Source organism: Roseivirga sp. YIW32 (assembly GCF_057219245.1).
On the sequence record NZ_JBXVVG010000001.1, the window covers coordinates 1,107,288 to 1,128,511 of the forward strand.

General features: G+C 42.9%; 17 protein-coding genes and 1 tRNA gene. 1 reads left to right on the forward strand and 17 read right to left on the reverse strand.

Annotated features, from left to right (window positions below; translation table 11 throughout):
• Position 1: 1 nt before the first annotated feature.
• From AC2D6U_RS05395 to AC2D6U_RS05460, 14 genes are all read right to left on the reverse strand, one after another.
• Entirely contained in the window at positions 2–1,723 is a 1,722-nt protein-coding gene (locus tag AC2D6U_RS05395) for a GMC family oxidoreductase (RefSeq protein ID WP_484719928.1), read from the reverse strand.
• Between the two features lie 10 nt (positions 1,724–1,733).
• A complete protein-coding gene (locus AC2D6U_RS05400; RefSeq protein ID WP_484719929.1) occupies positions 1,734–2,678 on the reverse strand; it encodes a sugar phosphate isomerase/epimerase family protein in 945 nt (314 codons plus the stop codon).
• Between the two features lie 226 nt (positions 2,679–2,904).
• A complete protein-coding gene (locus AC2D6U_RS05405) occupies positions 2,905–6,078 on the reverse strand; it encodes a type I restriction endonuclease subunit R (protein WP_484719930.1) in 3,174 nt (1,057 codons plus the stop codon).
• An 8-nt stretch (positions 6,079–6,086) separates the two neighbouring features.
• A complete protein-coding gene (locus AC2D6U_RS05410) occupies positions 6,087–7,367 on the reverse strand; it encodes a type II toxin-antitoxin system HipA family toxin (RefSeq protein ID WP_484719931.1) in 1,281 nt (426 codons plus the stop codon).
• A 2-nt stretch (positions 7,368–7,369) separates the two neighbouring features.
• Positions 7,370–7,675, reverse strand: coding sequence for a helix-turn-helix domain-containing protein (locus tag AC2D6U_RS05415; protein WP_484719932.1), 306 nt, complete (start codon positions 7,673–7,675; stop codon positions 7,370–7,372).
• A 132-nt stretch (positions 7,676–7,807) separates the two neighbouring features.
• Positions 7,808–9,073, reverse strand: a complete 1,266-nt coding sequence (locus AC2D6U_RS05420) for a DUF2130 domain-containing protein (RefSeq protein WP_484719933.1) — start codon at positions 9,071–9,073, stop codon at positions 7,808–7,810.
• Between the two features lie 35 nt (positions 9,074–9,108).
• The gene (locus AC2D6U_RS05425) at positions 9,109–9,750 is read right to left on the reverse strand and encodes a DUF4276 family protein (RefSeq protein WP_484719934.1); all 642 of its coding nucleotides are present in this window, start codon (positions 9,748–9,750) and stop codon (positions 9,109–9,111) included.
• A gap of 2 nt (positions 9,751–9,752) precedes the next feature.
• Complete coding sequence (locus tag AC2D6U_RS05430) at positions 9,753–10,841, reverse strand: AAA family ATPase (RefSeq protein ID WP_484719935.1); 1,089 nt, start codon at positions 10,839–10,841, stop codon at positions 9,753–9,755.
• Positions 10,842–10,918: 77 nt separating this feature from the next.
• Positions 10,919–12,277, reverse strand: coding sequence for a restriction endonuclease subunit S (locus AC2D6U_RS05435; RefSeq protein ID WP_484720582.1), 1,359 nt, complete (start codon positions 12,275–12,277; stop codon positions 10,919–10,921).
• Positions 12,267–13,814: a type I restriction-modification system subunit M gene (locus tag AC2D6U_RS05440; RefSeq protein WP_484719936.1), complete on the reverse strand. Its 1,548-nt coding sequence runs from the start codon at positions 13,812–13,814 to the stop codon at positions 12,267–12,269. Before AC2D6U_RS05440 ends, AC2D6U_RS05435 begins: the two co-directional genes overlap by 11 nt.
• Positions 13,815–13,896: 82 nt before the next feature.
• Positions 13,897–14,373, reverse strand: coding sequence for a hypothetical protein (locus tag AC2D6U_RS05445; protein ID WP_484719937.1), 477 nt, complete (start codon positions 14,371–14,373; stop codon positions 13,897–13,899).
• A gap of 416 nt (positions 14,374–14,789) precedes the next feature.
• A tRNA-Thr gene (locus AC2D6U_RS05450) sits at positions 14,790–14,862 on the reverse strand.
• 94 nt (positions 14,863–14,956) lie between these two features.
• Positions 14,957–17,092, reverse strand: a complete 2,136-nt coding sequence (locus AC2D6U_RS05455) for a DUF349 domain-containing protein (protein ID WP_484719938.1) — start codon at positions 17,090–17,092, stop codon at positions 14,957–14,959.
• Between the two features lie 57 nt (positions 17,093–17,149).
• Positions 17,150–17,725, reverse strand: coding sequence for a YqgE/AlgH family protein (locus tag AC2D6U_RS05460; protein WP_484719939.1), 576 nt, complete (start codon positions 17,723–17,725; stop codon positions 17,150–17,152).
• 103 nt (positions 17,726–17,828) lie between these two features.
• Here AC2D6U_RS05460 and pdxH point away from each other — a divergent pair, with 103 nt between their 5' ends.
• Complete coding sequence (gene pdxH, locus AC2D6U_RS05465) at positions 17,829–18,467, forward strand: pyridoxamine 5'-phosphate oxidase (protein WP_484719940.1); 639 nt, start codon at positions 17,829–17,831, stop codon at positions 18,465–18,467.
• Here pdxH and bshB1 read toward each other — a convergent pair.
• The 3 genes from bshB1 to AC2D6U_RS05480 all read right to left on the reverse strand — a co-directional run bounded on the left by bshB1 (position 18,464) and on the right by AC2D6U_RS05480 (position 21,168).
• Positions 18,464–19,180 (reverse strand): bacillithiol biosynthesis deacetylase BshB1, encoded by a 717-nt coding sequence (gene bshB1 / locus AC2D6U_RS05470; RefSeq protein WP_484719941.1) that lies wholly within the window; start codon positions 19,178–19,180, stop codon positions 18,464–18,466. The genes pdxH and bshB1 overlap by 4 nt on opposite strands.
• 32 nt (positions 19,181–19,212) lie before the next feature.
• Positions 19,213–20,178 (reverse strand): thioredoxin-disulfide reductase, encoded by a 966-nt coding sequence (trxB, locus tag AC2D6U_RS05475; RefSeq protein ID WP_484719942.1) that lies wholly within the window; start codon positions 20,176–20,178, stop codon positions 19,213–19,215.
• 126 nt (positions 20,179–20,304) lie between these two features.
• Positions 20,305–21,168: a sigma-70 family RNA polymerase sigma factor gene (locus AC2D6U_RS05480; RefSeq protein ID WP_090258349.1), complete on the reverse strand. Its 864-nt coding sequence runs from the start codon at positions 21,166–21,168 to the stop codon at positions 20,305–20,307.
• Between the last annotated feature and the right edge of the window lie 56 nt (positions 21,169–21,224).

Consider the following 21,224-nt stretch of genomic DNA (forward strand, 5'->3'; position numbering starts at 1 on the left):
CTTAGATGTTTCTCTTTTTGACTTGATCAACTAAATAATCTGAGGCCCTCCAGGCGAGCGCTAGGATCGTCCATGTCGGGTTTTTATCCGCTTGTGACACAAAAGGCCCGGCATCCATAATGAACACGTTCTCACAATCATGTAGCTGATTGTACTTATTCGTTACCGAGGTCTTTTTGTCATTCCCCATCCGTGTGGTACCGACCTCATGAATGATCTGACCGGGTGCTGTCAGGCCATAGTTGCTCTCCTTGCCTGGCTTATTCCCTAGCAAGGTACCGCCAGCTGCTGTCAGCACCTCTTCGAAGGTGTCTTGCATGTGCTTGGCTTGCTGCACCTCATAATCGGTCCATTGGTAATGGAACTTAAGGACAGGGATGCCCCATTGATCGACTACCTCATTATCGATCTCACAATAATTATCTTTCTGCGGTACCGATTCCCCTCTGCCAGACACTCCCAGCATAGCACCGTAATACCGCTTGACATCGTCCCTGAGCGAATTGCCATAACCACCAACCGTACCGCCAATGGTCTTGTGAATGTCATTCGGGTTAAAGCCAAAGCCATAGCTCGGCATCCCCATTCCTCCCCATACTTCAATGTGATAACCACGAGGGAAGTCCAATTTTTTATCATTCAACCACCAAGGAGTGTACACGTGCATGCCCCCAACGCCATCTTCGTTGTAGATGTCTCGATCCACTAACTCCGGAATATAGGCCATGCGACTGGCTCCTGTGGAATCATGTAAATAGTGACCAACTAAACCACTGCTGTTGCCCAATCCGTTTTCATGTTGTGCACTTTTGGAATTCAGTAAAATACGTGCTGTAGAGCAGGCAGATGCTGCCATCACCACAACTTTAGCCTTCAAGTGATATTCTTTGCGATCAAGTTTGTTGATGTAATTCACGCCCGTCGCTTTGCCCTCTGCATTGGTGGTCACATCCTTGACCATGGCATCGGTAAACAGCGAAACCTTACCACCGCCACGTTGCGCGGGGAAGATCAGGCAAGTACCCGATGAAAAATCCGCATAGGCTTGACAGGCCCGATTACACTGACCACAATAAAAACAAACGCCTCGCTGGTCGTTGATGCGCTGTGTCAAAATGGACAAGCGCGAAGGAATCACCGGAATGCCTGCTTTACGAGCCCCTTTGATGTAATACAATTCGTGTAACCTGGGTTTTGGTGGAGGTAAAAAGAAGCCATCCGGTTCATTTGGAATATTCTCTTTGGAGCCAAAAACCCCGATCAGCTTATCGACCTTATCATAATAGGGCTTCACATCATCATAGCCAATTGGCCAGTTATCGCCTAGGCCATCGACACTTTTCCTTTTAAAGTCCAAGGGTCCAAAACGCAGGGAAATACGCCCCCAATGATTCGTTCTACCCCCTAACATCCGAGATCGAAACCACCAGAAATCAGTTCCAGGTCCATTGGTAAACGGTTCTCCGTCGATATTCCAACCGCCATAAGCCGCATCAAAATCGCCGAAAGAGCGTCTGTCAGAACTTGCTCCTCTCCTTGGAGACTCCCATGGCCATCTCAGCTGGTTTCTGTATTCGTCTTTGGCCGGATCGAAAAAAGGGCCAGCCTCGAGCACGGCTACATCAAAACCGGCTTCGGACAAGATCTTTGTGGCCATACCCCCTCCAGCTCCGGAGCCTACAATGGCGACATCGTATGTTTTTTGTGAATCAATGATTTGCATAGATGAGTTTTCAGTCAATTAGTTTTATCGCAGCGTGCATGGCCTTGCTTGTCACACGCAGTGCTGCGTTATTCTCCATTTCGTTCAATTTCGCATTAAAAGGTTCCGCACGTATGGGCCCATCATAACCAATAGCGTCCAGTGCTTGCAGGAATAACTTGAGATCGATGACACCACTTTCACCAGGAAGCTCTCGTTCCCAATCCAATTGTGCTGCTCTCGATCTGCCCGCTTTGGCATCGTTCAGGTCTACTGTTACGATATTTTCAGCTTTTAAGCTTAGTAAATCTTTTTGGTTTTCACCAGCACAATACCAGTGAAAGGCATCGAGTTGTACCCCCACATTAGCAGCTCCGATAGCAGAGATCAATTCCTTCACTTCTGCTAGATTAGACACAAAAGGATAACGTTTGCTTTGCTTCAAGGTCAATGGCCCTACATATTCTAAGCCCAAGCGTATCTTATGATCAGCTAGAAGATGGGCGGTCTTTCTTAATCTAGTCGCATGTAGGTCCCTATTCTGCTCATAGTTCAAGTCATCATGGCAGGGCATGATCCAAGTCGACATGCGCTCTATTCCCAATCGCTCTAGTTTTGGTAAAATGGTCCGTAGTTTTTGATAATCCGCGGTGAACTTGTCCTCGACTTGCCTAAACTCGACTGGTAAACCGGCTGCATCCCAACTGATCGTCTCCCTAGTCATGGTTTCTTTGAAGTCATCCAGCTGTCCAGTCGACCACGATTCAATTTCTGCGAGTTGTGGTGCAATGGCCTGAAAACCATATTGCTTTGCGGCCTCAAGTAGTTCTTCATTCGAGAGTTGTACACCTATAGCACCCGGATTGAGGGAAAGTTTAAACTGTTGGGCCGACGATTTCAACGGAAGCCATGCAGCTAAATAAGTAGCACCTATTGCCAGCGAGGTATGCTTCAGAAAGTTTCTTCTAGAGGTCATGAATTGTACAACAGAAACTAATCTAAGGAATTGACTAGAAATATGCGTACCCCACCCACAGATTTGCACAATAAAAAAAGGACAACCATTTCTGATTGTCCTTTTAAGCCTCGACTATTGACGCGGTAATAGAAAAGTAGAATGCATTTTACATGCTTGAAATCGTAACCAAAGACTTAAATACCAAGAAACAATAAAACCCTAACTAGCAATGGGACAATGGCAATCAGCTTCTATTCCTCTTAAAATTCTCTGCTTGTTCGAAGATCTCTTTATAGACTTCATCTCGATCTACCGGTGGATAACCATGCTCGGCAAGTAAAATGATCAGGTCTACCTTAAGACCGGCTTTGATATCTTCTCGCTTGTTCCAATCGGTATATTTGGCTTTGTCATCAACGACTTCTTTCACTTTCTTGGCCAATGGAATCAGCTGATCTTCCGGATACTCAAAGTCGTACTTACGCGCTAATGCCTGGAGGATATCATAGAAGGACTTCTCCTCAAAGCTAATGCCCATATCTTCGAAGGAGTTCATCTCTTCTCGAAGCTCATAGATCATATCTGAAAGAGATCCAGCCAATTCATCCAGGACATCTGACACTAGGACATCCGGATCACGCTCATTGTACTTCTTCACCAAGGCTTCCATCTTCTCACTGAAGTTGACGCCCTTAGCTTTATTGACCTTCTTGAACTGATCAATGGCTTGTGCTAGTAGCTTTTGAAGGATCTTGATCTTGGTGTTAGGTAGTTTGATGCGATCGATCTTGGCCAAATAATCATCATCGAAGATGTCTACCTCTTTCTCAGCATCTTCACCGATCTTGTAAAGCTCTTCCACGCCATCACTTTTCAGGGCGTCTTTGATCATCTCACGCACCTTGGCATTCATCTGATCAATATCAGGTGCATCTCCTTTTGTGAGCTTAAAGACAATAGATCGAACTGCTAAATAGAAATGGATATAATCACGCTCTTCTTGACTAAAAGCTTCTGAGCCGCAACAGATATCGTAAGCCGCTTTCATTCGCTTCACCAAATTCATAAAGCGCTTTTCTACAGCCTGCGCCTTCTGAACGAATTCTGATGCCCCATTCAATGTATCGAGTTGCATGATAGGATCTCCGGTGAAATATGGTGAACTATCGAATTTGTGGAAAAGCTTAGCCAATAAGTCTAAGTGATCTTTAACGACCGTGACAGAATGGTCGATATTCTCCACATTCTCTCCTTCGAATTTGCCGTACTGAGCAAGGGCCAAATTCATCTGCTTCTTGATACCGATGTAATCCACTACCAAGCCCTTGTGCTTACCAGCAAACTTTCTGTTCACCCTGGAGATGGTTTGAATCAGGTTGTGACGCTGAATGGGCTTATCGATATAAATGGTATCTAGGAAAGGCACATCGAAACCAGTCAACCACATATCCACCACGATGGCGATTTTGAAGTTTGACTTCTCATTCTTGAATTGTCTGTCTAGCTCCTTGCGATATTCCTTTGAACCAAGGGCTTCATATAATTCTTGAGGATCGTCTTTGTCTCTGGTCATGATCATTTTGACCATTTCCATCGGTTTGATCTCTTTTTTCTCTTTATCTGTAAGTTCTGCTCCTTCTTCATCGATCCGGACTTCAGCCCAATCCGGTCTGAGCTTGATCAATTCCTTATAAAGTTCAAAAGCTATATCTCTTCTTGAGCTCACAAACATGGCCTTACCCTTGATGGTAGCTCCTTCACCAATTCTCTTCTCGTAATGCTCTACAAAGTCTTTAGCAAGCGCTTCCAACCGGTCTGGATCTCCCAAAATCGCGCTCATATTGGCCGAAGCCTTTTTACTTTCTTCTATCTGGTACTCATTGGCACCATCATCTGCACATTGCTCATAGTACTTTTCAATTTCCTTCAGCTTGCTATTTTCAAGCGCCACCTTTGCAGCACGACCCTCATAAACGATCCTAACGGTGATCTCGTCTTTCACCGACTCAGTCATGGTATAGGAATCAACAATGTCCCCAAAAACAGCCATGGTCTGATCGATTGGTGTACCCGTAAAGCCGACATAGGTAGCATTCGGTAAGGATTCATGAAGGTATTTAGCAAAGCCATAGGTCTTTTTGACACCAGCTGCCGTAACCGAAACCTTCTGGTCTAAATTGATCTGACTTCTATGGGCTTCATCTGAAATACAGATCACATTCGTTCGGTCTGTCAGTAACTCAGTATCCTCTGTAAACTTATGGATGGTGGTTAAGAACACACCACCACTATTTCTGCCTTGAAGTAATTCTCTGAGATGCTCTCTGCTGGTAACAGACTCTACAATATTATCTCCGATATAGCCTTTGGCTTTTGTAAACTGACCACTTAATTGTTCATCCAGGTCAGTTCGGTCGGTAATCAAGACGATGGTAGGTGAAGCAAAATGCTTATCACGCATCAATAACCGAGTCAAAAAAAGCATGGTAAAGCTCTTTCCACAACCGGTCGCTCCGAAATAAGTACCTCCTTTACCATCTCCATGTGGTTTTTGATGAACCTTGATATTGGCCAATAACTTATTAGCCGCATAGTACTGTGGATAGCGACACACGATCTTGTCTTCTCTCTTCGAGGTATCCGGTAGATAGATAAAGTTGCGAATGATATCTCTCAACCGATCTCTTTGCAACATGCCTTGCACCAAGCTGTACATAGATGAAATGCCATCTACTTCTAATTCATTGCCCGTGATCTTGCGCCAGGCATAGAAGAAGTCATATTTCGCAAAGAAAGAGCCCGCCTTGCTATTGGCTCCATCAGAGATCACACAAAAGGCATTGTACTTAAAAAGCTCTGGGATGTCTCGCCTATATCGTGTGGTCAATTGCCTATAGGCATCCATTAAGGTGGCCTCTTCTCTAATGGCGCTTTTAAACTCAAAAACCACTAATGGCATACCATTAATAAAGAGGATCAAATCAGGGATGCGTACCTCAAAGCCCTCAATGGCCATTTGATTGACGATCTTATATGAATTCTGATCTTGATCTGAATAATCAATGAGTTGAATAAAAAGATCCTTTTGCGAGCGGTCTTCTCGTTTGAAGAGAAAGCCATCCGAGAGCATTTTCATAAAGGCTTTATTGCTCTCATACAGATCTGAGGCTGGAAAACGACTAACCTCCTTGATGATGGATTGCACTTCCGAATCTGTAATGCCCTCTGCCTTGTACCTGTTTTTTAGAAATGCAGCTAATTCTTCCTTCAGCAATACTTCATCATGCACCAAGAGCCCATAAGCCTCTTTGGGCTCACCTACCACATTGTCAATGGCATTGCCGGGCTCATAAGTAAAGCCTTCTTCTCCGAGAAGATTGATAAAGGCTTGTTCTAATTGTGCTTCGGTGAATTTCATGGCATGTGCTAACTATTTACTAATCTAAAAGCATTGGCTTTCATTTCAATTTCATTTCGCGATAAACCGAACTCCTGAGCGATAGATTGCCATTTTTTTACCGATCCCTTCACTTGTTCAATGATCGCTAAGGCCTCTTTTTCTTTCATTCTAAAATATGGACTTACTTCCATCGCTAAATCTAGGTCTAAGGCATTATCATCTTCAGAAACGTTGAGTTTTAAACAGGTCCCTGTTTCTACCGGATTGATATCATAGGCAGGCGATAGTTTCCATCCGGAATTGGTCAGCATAAACCCATGATTTCTCAAATGATCATCAGTATTGGACACGCACATGCTGAAAACGATCCTTCTCCATAATTCTTTAAGGTCTTCTCTTACCCTTGCGCCTGAAGTGGTGATAAATTCGACCAACTCAAGATAACTCACTCCTTCGTGAAAATCAGCACCATCTGCATAACCCAACATGGTCATAGCTGAGGCAAAGTGTATTCTCCCACCTTCTGCGGTTCTATCGAATCGCTTGGCTAAAAAGGTGTGGTGAGTAGATGAAAACGTTTTGGCCTGTGCAGGTGCCATATGGATGCCGCTCTCTAGGGCTAGTTGATAAGTGACCCATTCCCATGCACCGATATTTCCTTCGTCATTTTTACTGGGGAACTTGGCAATCCACAAATGGCCATCGGGATCTAAAACACTCGCCTTAGGTCTAGCACCTCCCAGAGATGAACCCGGAGCAATTAGCATATTTAACCATTCTAAGTATTCCGGATCGTCAACCACATCATCTTCCTCCAACTTTAAACTGATCTCTTCTAGCTCACGAATAGATGTCCATGGTGGAGAAGCCAATGCTCGATCGTTGTTTAGGAATGGCCCATCCTCTATTAATTTGAACCTTAAAGCACCCATTCTATGCTCATCGTGAACGCCAAGGAGATAATCTGTTTCAAATAGTGGTTTGGATGTTCGCTCCTCTTTTCTAGCCAAGGCAGCTTCTTTTCTGCGCATCAATACACGACCCCAACGATCTGGTGATGAGTCTGTAAACACCCCGAAGTTCTGTTTCTCTCCTGCTGCCAAGTATTGCCTACCTGAGTACAACTGAAGATCAGGATCTATGACTTGGGCATACTTGTTCTTTAACCATGACTCGCTGTAGCTAAATGAAAAGACCTCAGAACCGCGCACACGTTCAGAAATGAGTACACCAACGGGCACAGACCCAGACAGGCCTTCCCAATCGGCATAAACCAGAATTTCTTTATGGTCCTTTGACTTCGACATGTCTATCTTTTTGGCGCTCTACTTTTTACATCCAAGTTCGCATCTTGAATCTTTCTTCCTAACTCATCATCACTTGCTAATTCTAAGATGTCATTCTCTAACCCAAGAACTTTGAGAACATTTAAAAGATTACCTATAAATGTAGCAGGATGACCATTTTCAATTTTAGCAAGTGTGCCTCTATTAATTCCAGCACGTTCTGCAACTTGTTCACTACTGAGTTTTCTTCTTAGTCTAGCCAGTTTTATTTGTTCACCAACATTTGCTAATAGTCGTTCAAGTTTGGGTGTTAATACTGGAGTCTTCATACCTATAATGATTACATGAGTATACAAATATACTCATTTTTGATTACATGAGTGATCATTACAAGTTTTATTAAATCTGCGGAACTTTTACAGTAAGGCTGCAGTTGCTGTAAGCAACTGCATCTTCACTTCCTATTCCTCCCCATCCTCTTCCAACCCCTGATCCAATTCCAAGGCCTTTACAGACTGTACAGCCGAACCGGCAATGCCTTTGATGCTACCATACATATCGATGGTATTGGTGACCACCTTATCGATCTGCTTTTCGCGTTGCTTCCAGATGCGCTGCATGGAGCGTTTTTCCGACTCCAGGTCATTCTTCATTTGAGAGAAGCCTTCCACAATGGCTTCTACCTGCATGCGGAAGGTATTACTGGTAAGGAAATCATAAAGCAAGCTCATTTTATCACCTTTGCCTTCTTGAGACAAGGCTACTTTGTTGAGTTGTACCACTGACTCTCTTAGTACATTACATAAGCCTTTGAATTCAGCAAAGGAACAGACCCAAACCCCATCTTTGAGTCCCATGCGCTCCATATCTGATGGCATGGCCTCAGTCACCAATACGCCAACATCGGCCTCTTTGTCACGCATATCGGCTTTGAACTTCTCTATCCAACCGGCTTGGAAATCTTTGGTGCGTTTGGACTCATAATAGATCTTACCACAGTTTTGGGCGGTGCGGGTGTTGACTACCTGAATACAATCTGCTCCACGAGCACCTTTCTTAATCTCTTCTATGGTATCGAGAGGAAAGGTAGCAGCCAAGTATTCTTCAATGGCTAGCTCTTGCACCTCGCCTTGTAGCTGCATAGAACCTTGGGCTTGCTTGCGCTGCATTTCCTCGGTCAACTTCTTCTGATCTTCTAATTGCTTTTGCAACTCCTTGAAACGAAGCTCATTTTTCTCAGCTTCCGACTTAGAGATCTTCTCACGCTCTTGCCCTAGCATTTCGTTGAGCATTTGTTGCGCTTTGAGCTCAGCTTGTTCAGCAGCCTCAGCCTTTTCTCTTTTGAGTTTCTCTATTTCTACCCTCGACTTGTTGAGTTCTTTGACTTGTTCCGACTTCTCGTTCAGCTCCTTTTGCAAGGCCTCAAACTGCTCCTGGCTTTCAGTGGCCAGCTTGGCTTTGAGCTTTTCTTCAGCTTCTTTGGAGCGTTGCGATAACTCCTTTTCTAAACGTTCACGAAACAGCTCATTCTCCTTGCGCTTTTTCTCTTCAAACTCCTCTTGAGCTTTGGTTAAAGCATTCTGCTGACTCTTGAATTTTTCTTGCTCGGCTTGTAATTGCGATTGATACTTCTGCTTGATCTCCTCTTCTAACTGATGAGAAAGAATATCTTGTACATCTATCGCAGTACCGCAATTAGGGCAGTTGATTTGGTTATTATTGGACATATGTGTTTTATTATTTTCTAATTGCAATAGACAAATCATTCAGAAAGCTTGTCTTCAATATCGCTTAACCACTTTCTAAAACGGGGACACTTACTTAGAATCACTTCTATTTCTAGCATTTCGAAAATAAGTGTGCCATCACCTGTTTTATCATAACCAAAGACATCAAACAGCCTCTTTGAAGGAGCTGTTTGCGGTGAATTATTAATATCCTCTGGGTTAGGGTAATCAGACATTATCTTTTTCAACTGATTTAATTTACCATCGTCATCAACTACAAGCTCAAAACCGTCAATAGCTGAAAACATTAAGGCCTCCAATTCATGTCTTTGAACGTATGGCAAAAAATCAGGGCTACTTATATCATCTGAAATACCCTCTTCAATCTGTGCAATACGTGTGGAATCATCGGTATAATTAGGAAAGTCTGTAGGAAGCCTAAAAAAGTCAATTAATGTAGTCACGATAACATCTCCTTGTGCCAAGGTTCTCACCACCTCATTCTTAAACTTTCCGTAAGTCGAGACTCCGCCCTTTTTATGTTGCTTTCTATTAGTAATGATCGTTTGAACATGCATGACATTCTTAAAACCCTTGGAGATTAAATAAGGTACTATGAGTTTCTCAACAAGAATGATTTCAGTGTCTCCTTCAACAATAAAAACAAGTCTCTTCATTTTCAGACACTATAGGGTTGAGCACCTAATTTGTTTTGCCCCCACAAATCCCCCAGCGTATAATCTTCTAGCCAACCTTTTAACTCTTCAGGATTAAGTCTTTCGAAAACTGAACTATTTTCTTTTCTATCGGTCACAATGATATCTTCAGGTTCAAAATTGTCAATCAGATTAATTGACTGCGTTGAAAGTATTACTTGAGTTTTTTCAGATGCTTTACGTACCATTGCTGCTAATTTATTAATAGCAACTGGGTGCAATCCTAACTCAGGTTCATCGATAATAATTGTCAATGGAGGATTCGGTTGCATTAACAAGGTGGCTAAGCAAATAAAGCGAAGTGTACCATCAGACAAATGATATGCATTGAAATATGTATCAGGAAAACCTTTTTCCCTCCACTCTAACTGTATTGCTTGCTCATTTAATCTATCTGGTTCTAAAACAAAATGATCGAAAAATGGCGCAATTGATTTTACCGTAAGTTCAATACGTTTAAAGTGTTTCGGCTCTTTCTCTTTTAAGTAGAATAAAAAGGCTGCCAAATTTGAACCATCTCGTTTTAAACGAAAGTTATCACGTAAATCACTAATACCTTTAATTGGTGAGGTATCACTTGTATCATGAAAGTGATATACATCAAATTCCTTTAATCTATCATTCACATAATAAGCTTGGCTCTGTCGAATTTGAGCAAAATCTGACTCTAATACGTTCTCTTCGAATTTTGCATAATGCCATTTATATGCTGGCTTGAAAGCAGTTTCAACAGATTTAATGAAAAGTCTATCTTGCCCTGACTCGAGGACAATTTGAAACAAATTATTATGCCCACTTGAGCTTAAAAAGTAAATTTTCAATAATACTTCTGGAGTGTATTTTCTTCCAAAGTGTAATAAGCTATCTGGCCCACCCTTTTTCCTAATGTAATTCTGAAAATTTTGATTGTAAATATTCCTAATTAATGAGAATAGAGATATAAAATTACTTTTCCCAACACCGTTTCCACCCAACAATATATTTATGGGTGTAAGGTCGAGCTCTAATTTCTTAATGCTCTTATAGCCTTCTATCTCAATTCTAGTAATCATTAACTCAATATACCATCTTAAATTTTACATCTCAAAAGTAGTGAAACACTAATGTTTTGAACAAGCATCCTAACTTTCTAAAGCACTCCTACTTTTTCTACGACCTCTTCCGACACTCTCACCTTCCCACTAATCAACTGAGGCAATAAGGTGTCTCGAAGTTGGGTTAGTGTGTTTATTTCTTGTGAATTCACTTCAATTTTCAAGTCCATTTTGGAAGCCAGATTGTCAAAAGCCGCAATTATTTCATCAGTTGGTTTAGCCATTTGAATGCTTTTCAGCCCTGTTTGATTAATGCTGCCAAAAACTGTTCCTTCTCCTTCGAATACATCAAAAACCTCTTTTAACTGAAGAGATGAGTAGTAGGTATAAGATATTGATTGGGATTTATGCCTTACTGCACACAACCCTCGACCTATAATGCAATCAGAAGAGGCAAGATTGGCATTCCCAACGGGTGCTCTAACGCTTATCAAAGTATCGTTCTTGGCAGCCTCTCTTTTGGGCTCAGTACAATACATCCTGTTTGAAGGAAATCGAAAACCGAAGTCAGTCTTTCCCTGAAAGAATGGTTTTCCTATTCCTTCTTCATTGTATGATGAGCCAGGAGGTGATTGTCCCATTGTTACTCTGAACTCTTCACCAAAAGTAGTCTCTTCCCACCCCTCAGGAATCCATTTATCAAGTGCTTCGCTGTAGGTGAAGCTTGATGGGAATAAGGCGGCCAATTCTGGATTGGTATGTAGGAGCTTTTTATCATCTGCAACCAATTGGCGTTTATCATATTTAGTTTTTAACACATCAGGAAGGGCACCTGCCTGTCCGGCAGGCAGGTTGTCAATGACCGGATCAAAATCGACAAACCAGCTTTTAAATAAGGCCTGAGCCATGGCCTCCAAGGTTTGGTTCATTTGGCGATTCAGCTCGATTTTTTCGCTTAGTTCAAAATATCTTTCTCCGATGTATTTCTGTAACGATCTGTCTTGAGGGATTTCAAAGAAAAGACTATCGAAATCTCCTTTTTTGAAATGAGGGATCAGAGTCCCAACGTGCATATTCTCTATTTTTGCTTGTGTAGATCTTTGGCGAAGTAGCGCAAATAAAAATTTTGGATCTACAATTTCCTCATTGGCTCTTATTGCAAGCATATCTTGAGCTATGCAGAAATTAACAGGATTGGGTGTCCAAGCTACTCTACCTGGAGATCCTTTACATACAAATATTATATCATTAGGCTCAGGATGGCCTCTGAACCAATTCTGGTAGGTTTGGTCATCAACAAATCGTACTTTTTCAAAAACCGGGTATAAGTTGTCTTGCTTAACACAGTTGGTAGCAATTAATGGTAATCCATCCTCACTAATAGGGCATGTTTTACCTCTATTGTCTACAATGTTTGAGAGCAATTCTTTGAATGAGTATGAATTAGTTTTCATATCCAAGATCCTTTAGATTCTCAAGAATTTTTGTGTCAAGATCTCTAGAAAGAGTAAGTTGATTCCTCAATGATGTTGATAGCTCTTGCATCTTTTCCTCGAAGGGGATACCATCATCTTCCTCTTCAGGAATTCCCACATAACGCCCAGGAGTTAATACGAAATCATTTTTTTCAATTTCAGTCATAGCGGCTGATTTGCTATAGCCTGCTATGTCTTCATAAACTCCATCTTTGGTTTCACCTCTCCATGCATGGTATGTCCGGGATATTTCTTCAATATCGGCCTCGGTGAGTTCTCTTTGAGTCCGATCAATCATAGTGCCCATTTGGCGAGCATCAATAAAAAGGGTTTCGCCTTCACGGTTACGGTAGCCTTTTGTTTTATCCTCCTTTTTGTTTTTGCACATAAACCATAAGCAAACAGGTATTTGTGTGGTGTAGAATAGTTGGCCGGGTAGGGCGATCATACAATCGACTAAATCATTTTGAATCATTTGTTTTCTCAGCTCTTTTTCCCCAGTTGTACTAGAAGTCATGGAGCCATTAGCCAAGACAAAGCCTGCTGTACCATTCTCACTGAGCTTGCTCAACATATGCATGATCCGGGCATAATTGGCATTGCCTGATGGTGGGGTAACATAGCCATTCCACCTCGGGTCATCTTCTAGCTCGTTCTTCTCGCGCCATTGGCTTTGGTTAAAGGGTGGATTGGCCATGATAAAGTCCGCCTTCAAGTCAGGATGTTGGTCTTTAAAGAAGGTATCAGCGGGTACTTCTCCCAGGTTACCGGAGATCCCTCTAATGGCAAGGTTCATTTTGGCCAGTTTGTAGGTGACGGCGGTGTATTCTTGTCCGTAAATGGAGATGTCTTTCGTACTTCCTTGGTGGCTTTTCACAAAGTCAATACTCTGCACAAACATGCCCCCGGAGCCACAGCACGGATCGTAGATCTTGCCTTGGTAAGGTTCTAGCATTTCAGCGATCAGCTTTACAATACATTTAGGCGTATAGAATTCTCCACCTCCTTTACCTTCAGCTGCAGCAAAACGGCCTAAGAAGTACTCATAAATGCGTCCCACTACATCCTCTTCTTCATCGCCCATGGTGTTGATGTTATTGACGGTATCCAGAAGGGCTGCTAGCTTGCTAGGGTCTAGATTGAGGCGTGAAAAGTAATTGTCAGGCAAAGCACCTTTTAGCGAGACGTTGTTCTTCTCTATCGTATGCAAAGCCGTATCTATGATCAAAGCCAGGTCATCTTGCTTGGCACGGTCCATCACATATCCCCAACGGCTTTCTTGAGACAAAAAGAAGACATTGTTCATGGCGTAGAACTCCGGAATCTCAAGGTATTTGTCCTTGCCCTCTGCAATGAGCTCCGCTCTGCGCTGTTCGAATTTATCGCTGGCAAATTTGAGGAAGATGAGCCCCAGTACTACATGCTTGTATTCAGAGCTTTCTACCGTTCCTCTTAGTTTATTCGCAGCATCCCACAGCTGCTCTTCCATGGGTTTATTATTAGTTGTTTTGGCCATTAGTATGATTGTAAGCTCAAGTATTTAAGTAAGTCTATTTGTAGATCTTCAGATTTTTTAATCCATTCATGCAATTAGAGTATTAAGGGCATGGCCAAACTCGCCATTTTCGTGGTTCGAAGTTTTGAAGGGCGAAAGACATCACTGAATCAAAAATATCTCCAGCAAGGCCAGGATGATGATAAATAAAAGGTCTATTATCGTCACCACAGTTCCAGTTGATTGGTGGTGTATCCCATTGTTCTAATACAGCTTGGTTGGCATCAAGTAAGAAAAGTGAGAATCTCCTTCCACCTTCAGCAGCATTTCGCGTTTCACTGGATTCTGCAGTCTTGGCAGTCGTACGTCCATTCATATTACAGTAGGTCCTAAAGATTCCATTGGCATCTCTCGCATGTGTTAATACCCATTGCCAATCTTCAATGATTAGGTCCCCAAAATCCGTCTTAAACTTATACGGTGAGCGGGCTTTGAAGCTCTTGGTTCTTGATTGATCGTCTAAATCAATTAATTGCTTGTCTTGGAGGTCATTTAACTCAATTAGTTTGCCTTTTTCCATATGCAGTAATTGTTTTTTTATTGTCTTAAATCCGGTTGAACATAAAAACAGTTCACTTTCAATATAGAAAGTAATAACAAGGATTATACAATCAAAAATTAAAGTAGTCGGCAGAAACCCTATTTCACAGGGTAAAGACCTCAAAAAATACCTAGTAGTAGGGAGTGAATATCAAGTGAATGAAGATAAAAAAATAACTAATTGCAGATTGGTAGATTGCTTCGTCTCCCGATTACATCGGAAGCCTCGCAAAGACGCAAAGGAAGAGGAATGTCACTACTGGTCCGATATGTTCTAGATAACCAATGGTTATACCCCTTCTAAAAAGTATGGAGAAAAGTTTAAGGACTCGACTCAACCCTACGAACAGATTCACCGATAACCAAAAAGGACAACCATTTCTGATTGTCCTTTTGAGCCTCCTATCGGGATCGAACCAATGACCTACTGATTACAAGTCAGTTGCTCTACCAGCTGAGCTAAGGAGGCATTTCCTTTTAGCGAGTGCAAATATATGTGGGCTACTTAAATATGCAAAGGCTTGTGAACGGAAAATTCAATTAATTTTTGAAGCGGCTGATTATCAAAGATTTCTCAACACCTTCAGTTGCTTTTTCAATTGCTCTACTTCTTCTTTTGCCTGCTCTATCTTTTCATCAAATTCAGCCTTCAACTTATCAGCCGTTTTCGAATTGGCAAAAAAGGCCAAATTATTGTTCCAAAGCGCCATGTTATCTTCCAACTCCTTGATCTTTCTGCGCAACATGGATTCCTTCTTGCCTATTTTCTTATCTGCGGCCACTGTATTTCCACCGCCAAATTCTGCTTTCAGCATGATCTCTTGTGCGTCTTCCTGAGCCAAGCCAATCGCTTCGATATAAGCCTCCACAGCAGCCTTCAATTTCTCATCAGTCGACTTGATGCTATTGCGCGGCACAAAACCAATGGCATTGAACTCTTCCAACAAGGTACTCAACTCTTCTGCTGATCCCTTTTTCGCCTTAGCCGCCTTCATCATGCTCTCCATGATGGCTTCCTTCGCTTTCAGGTTATCTTGGAATTCGGCTTCAGTCTCACTCTGAGCAGCGCGCTTCTTATCAAAGAAGTTGTCACAAGCCTCTTTGAACCTGGAATAAATAGCATTTCTGAATTTTTCAGGCACCGGACCAATGTCTTTCCATTGCTTTTGTAACTGCTTCAACTTCTCTGCGGTACCCTCTAAATTATCGCTTTCACTTAGGGCAATGGCCTGCTCAACAAGCTGTTCTTTCTTTGCCAGGTTCTCTTTCCTCAACGATTCTAAGCGCTTGAAAAACTCATTTTTATTCGCAAAGAATTTCTTGAAAGTAGACCAAAAGAGTTTATTGATCTTTTTCGCTTGCTCTCTGGGTACTCCTCCTATGGCATCCCATCGTTTCTGTATGGCTAGAATCTCCTTTGTCTTGGCATTCCAATCGTTGATACGATCTGAATTGAAGTTAAGGAAAGGCTTAAGCTCTTCTGCCAAGGCAATTTTCTTACTCGCATTTTCGTCGAACTCTTCCTTGAGGTCTTCTAAATAGCCTTTTCTCTTTTTGTAGATCTTATCTGAAGCCGCCTTGAATCGTTGCCAGAGGTCTTCCTGCACCTCACGAGGTACAGCGCCAATGCGTTTGTACTCTTCATGCAATTCGTTCAATTCAATGACAGCATCTTTAATGTTTTCTAAGCTATCCAAGGCTTCGGCCTTTTCGCAAAGGGCCAATTTTGCCTCATGATTCTTTTTACGATCGAGTTCCTTCAGCTCGAAAAGGATGTGACGGTTGTTATAAAACCTGTCCAGTAAGGCGTTATAATTTGCCCATAAGGTACGATTGTGCTGCGGTGGAACAGGGCCTACCGCTTTCCATTCCTCTTGTAGCTTTTTGATGGGGTTTAAGTTCGTAGTGGCATTTTCTCCATCGATCAGCTCTCTGAGCTGTTCTAAGATCTCCTCTTTCTTTTCGAGGTTTCTTGTCTTGGCGGCTTCTCTCTCTTTATAAAAAGAGGATTTGCGATCGCGGATAAGCGTCAGACTAGCATCGAATCGATTATAATCTTCGTCGTGCCTGAACTCAAAATCGTCAGGTTCGCCTCCTTCTTCCTTGTATTTTGCCAAAGCCAAGGCTTTCCGTTCATCTTCCATGCCGAAGAACATGGGGACGATCTGATCTAAGATCTTTTGGGTGCGTTTAAAGGTCGTTTGGTGTGACAATTCCTCGATCAAATCAACTAATTGATCGCGCGTATAGGTGGTAAAATCCGGTAGCTCTTCCTCTTCAGCTCCTTCATCTTCCTCGTCGTCCTCTTCTTCTTCTTCCGTGTCGTTCGTACTGTCGGTGGCTGCAGTTTCATTTTCTGGACTTGCCTCAGTCTTGGATTCCGATTCCTCTTGAGTGACTTCTTCTTCGGTCTTTGCGCTTACTTCCTCAGCCTTAGGTTCATCTTCTTCCTCATTTGGTTGATTCTCCTTTGACGTTGCCTGAGCGACTTCCTCAACTTCTTCTTTCGCTTCTTCTTTCGCTTGCTCAGGAGTAGCTGCAGAACTCGGAGCAGGTTGTTCTTCTTGGGGTGTTTCTTCTTTCGCTGACTCCACCGGTTCTGTTGTAGGGGTCTGCTCTTCTGCTGCTGAATTTACTTCTGTTTCTGATGGCTTATTTTCAGCACTTGAATCTCCTGCTTCGATTTTATGATCTTCCATTGTAATTTTCTTTTCGGTTTTCACCGCACCGTTACGTCGTTAAAGTTAGTAAAAGTATTAATTCAGTCGAGGATCTACAGGGTAATTCGAAAATACCTTGTATTTACCTCCCATTGTTTTCAAAACCGACTTCCAGAGCTCCTCTGCACTCATTTCAAACAGTTCCTCTTGAGTCGCTCCTTTTTTCACAAACCATGATTGCGCATCAAGTTCTTCACGCAGCTGTCCTTCCGCCCAACCGCTGTACCCCAGGTAAAACTGAATATCCGCCTCATTCATAACCCCTGTGGCTAGGAAGGTCTTTACTTGTTTAAAATCTCCACTCCAGGCAAGACCGTTTCCCAAATCAACAGCGCCTTCCAGCTCTTTTGGCTTTGTATGTACAAAGTGTAGCGTATTTTGTTCGACCGGACCACCCAAATTTAAGGTCCCGAAGAAAGGAATTTCATCTGTTAACACATCCTCAAGCCTGAGCTTGGTTTTTTTATTCAACACAAGACCAAAGGTACCTTGGGCGTTGTGTTCACAGATCAAAATGACCGTACGCTCAAAATTCGGGTCATTCAAAAAAGGTTCTGAAATGAGTAAGTCTCCTTTTTCAGGTTCTGGTATGTTCTTATCGTATGCAAACATGGAAGTGCTTTCCTGTTAAATTATCAATCTGACATTATTTTGCCCAAGGAAAAGAAAAAACTTTCAGCGCACAACTTGTTATCTTTGCCTAAACCCTTAAAACATGTCGGAAATAGCTGATCTTAGAAGAGAATACAGTCTGGCCTCCTTAGACCTAGACTCCGTAGATAAGGACCCCTTTGTGCAATTCAGAAAATGGTTTGATGAAGCCCGAGCTAGTGAGCTATTGGAACCGAATGCCATGGTGGTAAGCACCGTAGACGCTCAACTACAGCCCTTTCAGCGGACTGTTTTGATGAAGGCACTAGACGATCGCGGAATTGTTTTTTACACCAATTACAAAAGCCGAAAAGCGCAGCACATCAATGAAAATGCGAAGGTGTCCTTACTTTTTCCGTGGTATGGCTTAGAAAGACAGGTTGCTGTTACGGGTGTAGCCGAAAAGATCTCAACGAAAGAATCGCTGCAATACTTTACCAGCAGACCATACGGCAGTCAACTGGGGGCTTGGGTCTCTGATCAAAGCGCTGTAATCTCTTCGAGGAGTATTCTTGAGGTCAAATGGAATGAAATGAAGGAGAAATTCAAGGAAGGAAAAGTTCCTCTCCCCGACTTTTGGGGTGGATTTCGCGTGATACCCACCAGCTTTGAATTCTGGCAAGGAAGAAAAAGTCGCTTGCACGACCGTATTCTCTACCAACAAGACGGTGAGGAGTGGCAGAAAGAGCGCTTGGCTCCTTAGATCAGGGTAGTAATATCGTCGATCCCTAGTTTACGCTCAACCGTAAAGCCTTCTCCGTATTGCACTCCGATCTCGTGACCATAATGGATTCCTCGACTGTTGATCATGTCTAGAAACCTTGGATTAGAGATGTAGGTTTCAGGTTCGTTGCTATCGGGATCAAAGAACTGGGTTTTGAACGCCTTTACCGCTTCCATTTTCACATCCCATTCTGCCGATACATCTACAATGAAATCAGGTTCCATCGGGATACTCTGGATGTAATGGTAAACAGCTTTTGGTCTCCATGGCGCTTGCAGCTGCCCGTTATCCAGCGTCTCCACTTTGGCCAGTCCACTCAAAAAACACGCCTCCTTCGCTAGCTGTGCAGCACGACCATGATCAGAATGACGATCGTCCATGGCATTTGCCAAGACAACATCCGGTTGGTATTTCCTTATCATGCGAATGACAGCCAATTGGTGGGTCTTATCAATGGTGAAGAAGCCGTCTTCAAAGCCTAAGTTCTCGCGAACAGAGAGTCCCAGGATTCTCGCTGATTCTGCTGCTTCACTTTCTCTCGTTTCTGGAGTGCCTCGTGTCCCAAGTTCTCCGGCCGTAAAATCGATTACCCCTGCTTTCTTACCCGACTTCACGGCTTTGTACAATGTAGCAGCACAAGACAATTCCACATCGTCAGGATGTGCGGCTAAGGCTAATAGGTCTAATTTCATGTAAGTCGAGTCAGTGGTGGCAGTTGATTTGCTCAGGCTAGTTCAGCTTGAGATTTTAATTCAAACTCTTTCTCCTGCAGAAAACGTTCGGCATCCAAGGCTCCCATACAACCTGTACCGGCAGCGGTCACCGCCTGTCTGTACACTCTATCGGCTGCATCTCCTGTTGCAAAGACGCCTGGCACATTGGTCTTTGATGACCCTGCTTGCACCTTTAGGTAGCCCATGTCATCCATGTCTAACCATTCTTTGAAGATGTCTGTATTCGGTTTGTGGCCAATGGCGACGAAGAATCCCGTGATTGCCAGTTCTTTTGTTTCGTTTGTTTGGTTATTGAGCACACGAACTCCGGTTACGCCTGAATCATCTCCCAATATCTCTTCAGCTTCAGTATTCCAAAGCACCTCGATATTAGGATGATCCAATACGCGCTGCTGCATGATCTGCGATGCACGCATTTCATCTCGTCGTACGAGTAAATATACTTTTGGACAAAGGTTGGCCAAATAGGTGGCTTCTTCTGCAGCGGTATCGCCACCACCAACAACTGCCACTTGCTGTCCTTTGTAAAAGAATCCATCACAGACCGCACAGGCTGAGACACCTTTGTTAGCGAATGTCTTCTCAGACTCTAAGCCCAAGTATTTGGCACTGGCCCCAGTAGAAATAATCACGGACTCAGCGGTGATCTCGTGCTTATCATCTACCACCACCTTATGTGGATAGCCGGAAAAATCGACAGCGGTCGCCAAACCGAAGCGTACATCTGTACCGAATCGCTCAGCTTGCTTCTGCAGATCAACCATCATTTGAGGACCGTTGATCCCATCAGGATAACCAGGGAAGTTCTCCACATCATTGGTTGTTGTCAATTGACCGCCCGGTTCTCCACCTGTGTAGAGCACAGGTGCTAAACCTGCTCTGGATGCATAGATGGCTGCAGTGTAGCCTGCCGGACCCGAACCAATGATCAATACTTTTACTTTTTCTGTCGTCATCTTCCTCTTTTGTTAAACCTCAAAACTACAGCATAAACACAAAGCTCACAACGATTTGTTCCAAGAAAAGGCATAAAAAAGGCGCTTTTAAAAAAGCGCCTTTCATTTCGTTTAGCTCACGTCGTCTTAGCCCAAATAAGGCTTCAAGGCTTTGCTTCTTGACGTATGTCTTAACCTTCTAATGGCCTTTTCTTTGATCTGTCGAACGCGTTCACGTGTCAAATTGAACTTTTCACCGATCTCCTCAAGTGTCATGGAATGTTCTCCATTCAATCCAAAGTACAAGGTGATGACATCGGCTTCTCGTTGCGTTAAGGTAGAAAGTGCTCGCTGCACTTCTCTTCTCAACGAATCGTTCATCAAGCCATCGTCTGGCTTTTCTTCCGCATCATTCTCCAGTACATCCAGAAGACTATTCTCTTCTCCTTGTACAAAAGGGGCATCCATGGATACATGTCGACCAGAGATCTTCATGGTATCCACCACTTCGTTCGTGGTTACTTCGAGCACCTCTGCCAATTCATCTGGAGAAGGCTCTCGTTCGAACTTCTGCTCCAGCTCGGAGAAGGTTTTAGAGATTTTATTCAATGAACCTACTCTATTCAATGGCAAACGCACAATTCTCGATTGTTCTGCCAATGCCTGAAGAATAGACTGTCTGATCCACCAAACAGCATAGGAAATGAATTTAAACCCTCGGGTTTCATCAAATCGTTGTGCTGCTTTGATCAATCCTAAGTTGCCTTCGTTGATCAAGTCTCCTAAGGACAAGCCCTGATTTTGATATTGCTTCGCTACAGAGACCACAAACCTCAAGTTTGCTTTGGTGAGTTTTTCCAAAGCCAATTGATCGCCTTCACGAATTCGCTTGGCCAAATCTACTTCCTCGTCAGGCGTGAGTAGATCTACCTTACCAATTTCTTGAAGGTATTTATCGAGAGATTGCGACTCTCTGTTCGTTATTTGCTTGCTTATCTTAAGCTGTCTCATTCAATCAATTTTTACAACGTCTATTCAATAGAACCATACGGAAAGTAGTAAAAGTT

Coding starts and splice junctions, on each gene's coding strand:
- AC2D6U_RS05480 (WP_090258349.1), bottom strand. CDS start 21,168: ATGAGACAGCTTAAGATAAGCAAGCAAATAACGAACAGAGAGTCGCAA.
- AC2D6U_RS05455 (WP_484719938.1), bottom strand. CDS start 17,092: ATGGAAGATCATAAAATCGAAGCAGGAGATTCAAGTGCTGAAAATAAG.
- AC2D6U_RS05410 (WP_484719931.1), bottom strand. CDS start 7,367: ATGTCGAAGTCAAAGGACCATAAAGAAATTCTGGTTTATGCCGATTGG.
- AC2D6U_RS05415 (WP_484719932.1), bottom strand. CDS start 7,675: ATGAAGACTCCAGTATTAACACCCAAACTTGAACGACTATTAGCAAAT.
- AC2D6U_RS05425 (WP_484719934.1), bottom strand. CDS start 9,750: ATGAAGAGACTTGTTTTTATTGTTGAAGGAGACACTGAAATCATTCTT.
- trxB (WP_484719942.1), bottom strand. CDS start 20,178: ATGACGACAGAAAAAGTAAAAGTATTGATCATTGGTTCGGGTCCGGCA.
- pdxH (WP_484719940.1), top strand. CDS start 17,829: ATGTCGGAAATAGCTGATCTTAGAAGAGAATACAGTCTGGCCTCCTTA.
- AC2D6U_RS05430 (WP_484719935.1), bottom strand. CDS start 10,841: ATGATTACTAGAATTGAGATAGAAGGCTATAAGAGCATTAAGAAATTA.
- AC2D6U_RS05405 (WP_484719930.1), bottom strand. CDS start 6,078: ATGAAATTCACCGAAGCACAATTAGAACAAGCCTTTATCAATCTTCTC.
- AC2D6U_RS05440 (WP_484719936.1), bottom strand. CDS start 13,814: ATGGCCAAAACAACTAATAATAAACCCATGGAAGAGCAGCTGTGGGAT.
- AC2D6U_RS05435 (WP_484720582.1), bottom strand. CDS start 12,277: ATGAAAACTAATTCATACTCATTCAAAGAATTGCTCTCAAACATTGTA.
- AC2D6U_RS05445 (WP_484719937.1), bottom strand. CDS start 14,373: ATGGAAAAAGGCAAACTAATTGAGTTAAATGACCTCCAAGACAAGCAA.
- AC2D6U_RS05420 (WP_484719933.1), bottom strand. CDS start 9,073: ATGTCCAATAATAACCAAATCAACTGCCCTAATTGCGGTACTGCGATA.
- bshB1 (WP_484719941.1), bottom strand. CDS start 19,180: ATGAAATTAGACCTATTAGCCTTAGCCGCACATCCTGACGATGTGGAA.
- AC2D6U_RS05460 (WP_484719939.1), bottom strand. CDS start 17,725: ATGTTTGCATACGATAAGAACATACCAGAACCTGAAAAAGGAGACTTA.
- AC2D6U_RS05395 (WP_484719928.1), bottom strand. CDS start 1,723: ATGCAAATCATTGATTCACAAAAAACATACGATGTCGCCATTGTAGGC.
- AC2D6U_RS05400 (WP_484719929.1), bottom strand. CDS start 2,678: ATGACCTCTAGAAGAAACTTTCTGAAGCATACCTCGCTGGCAATAGGT.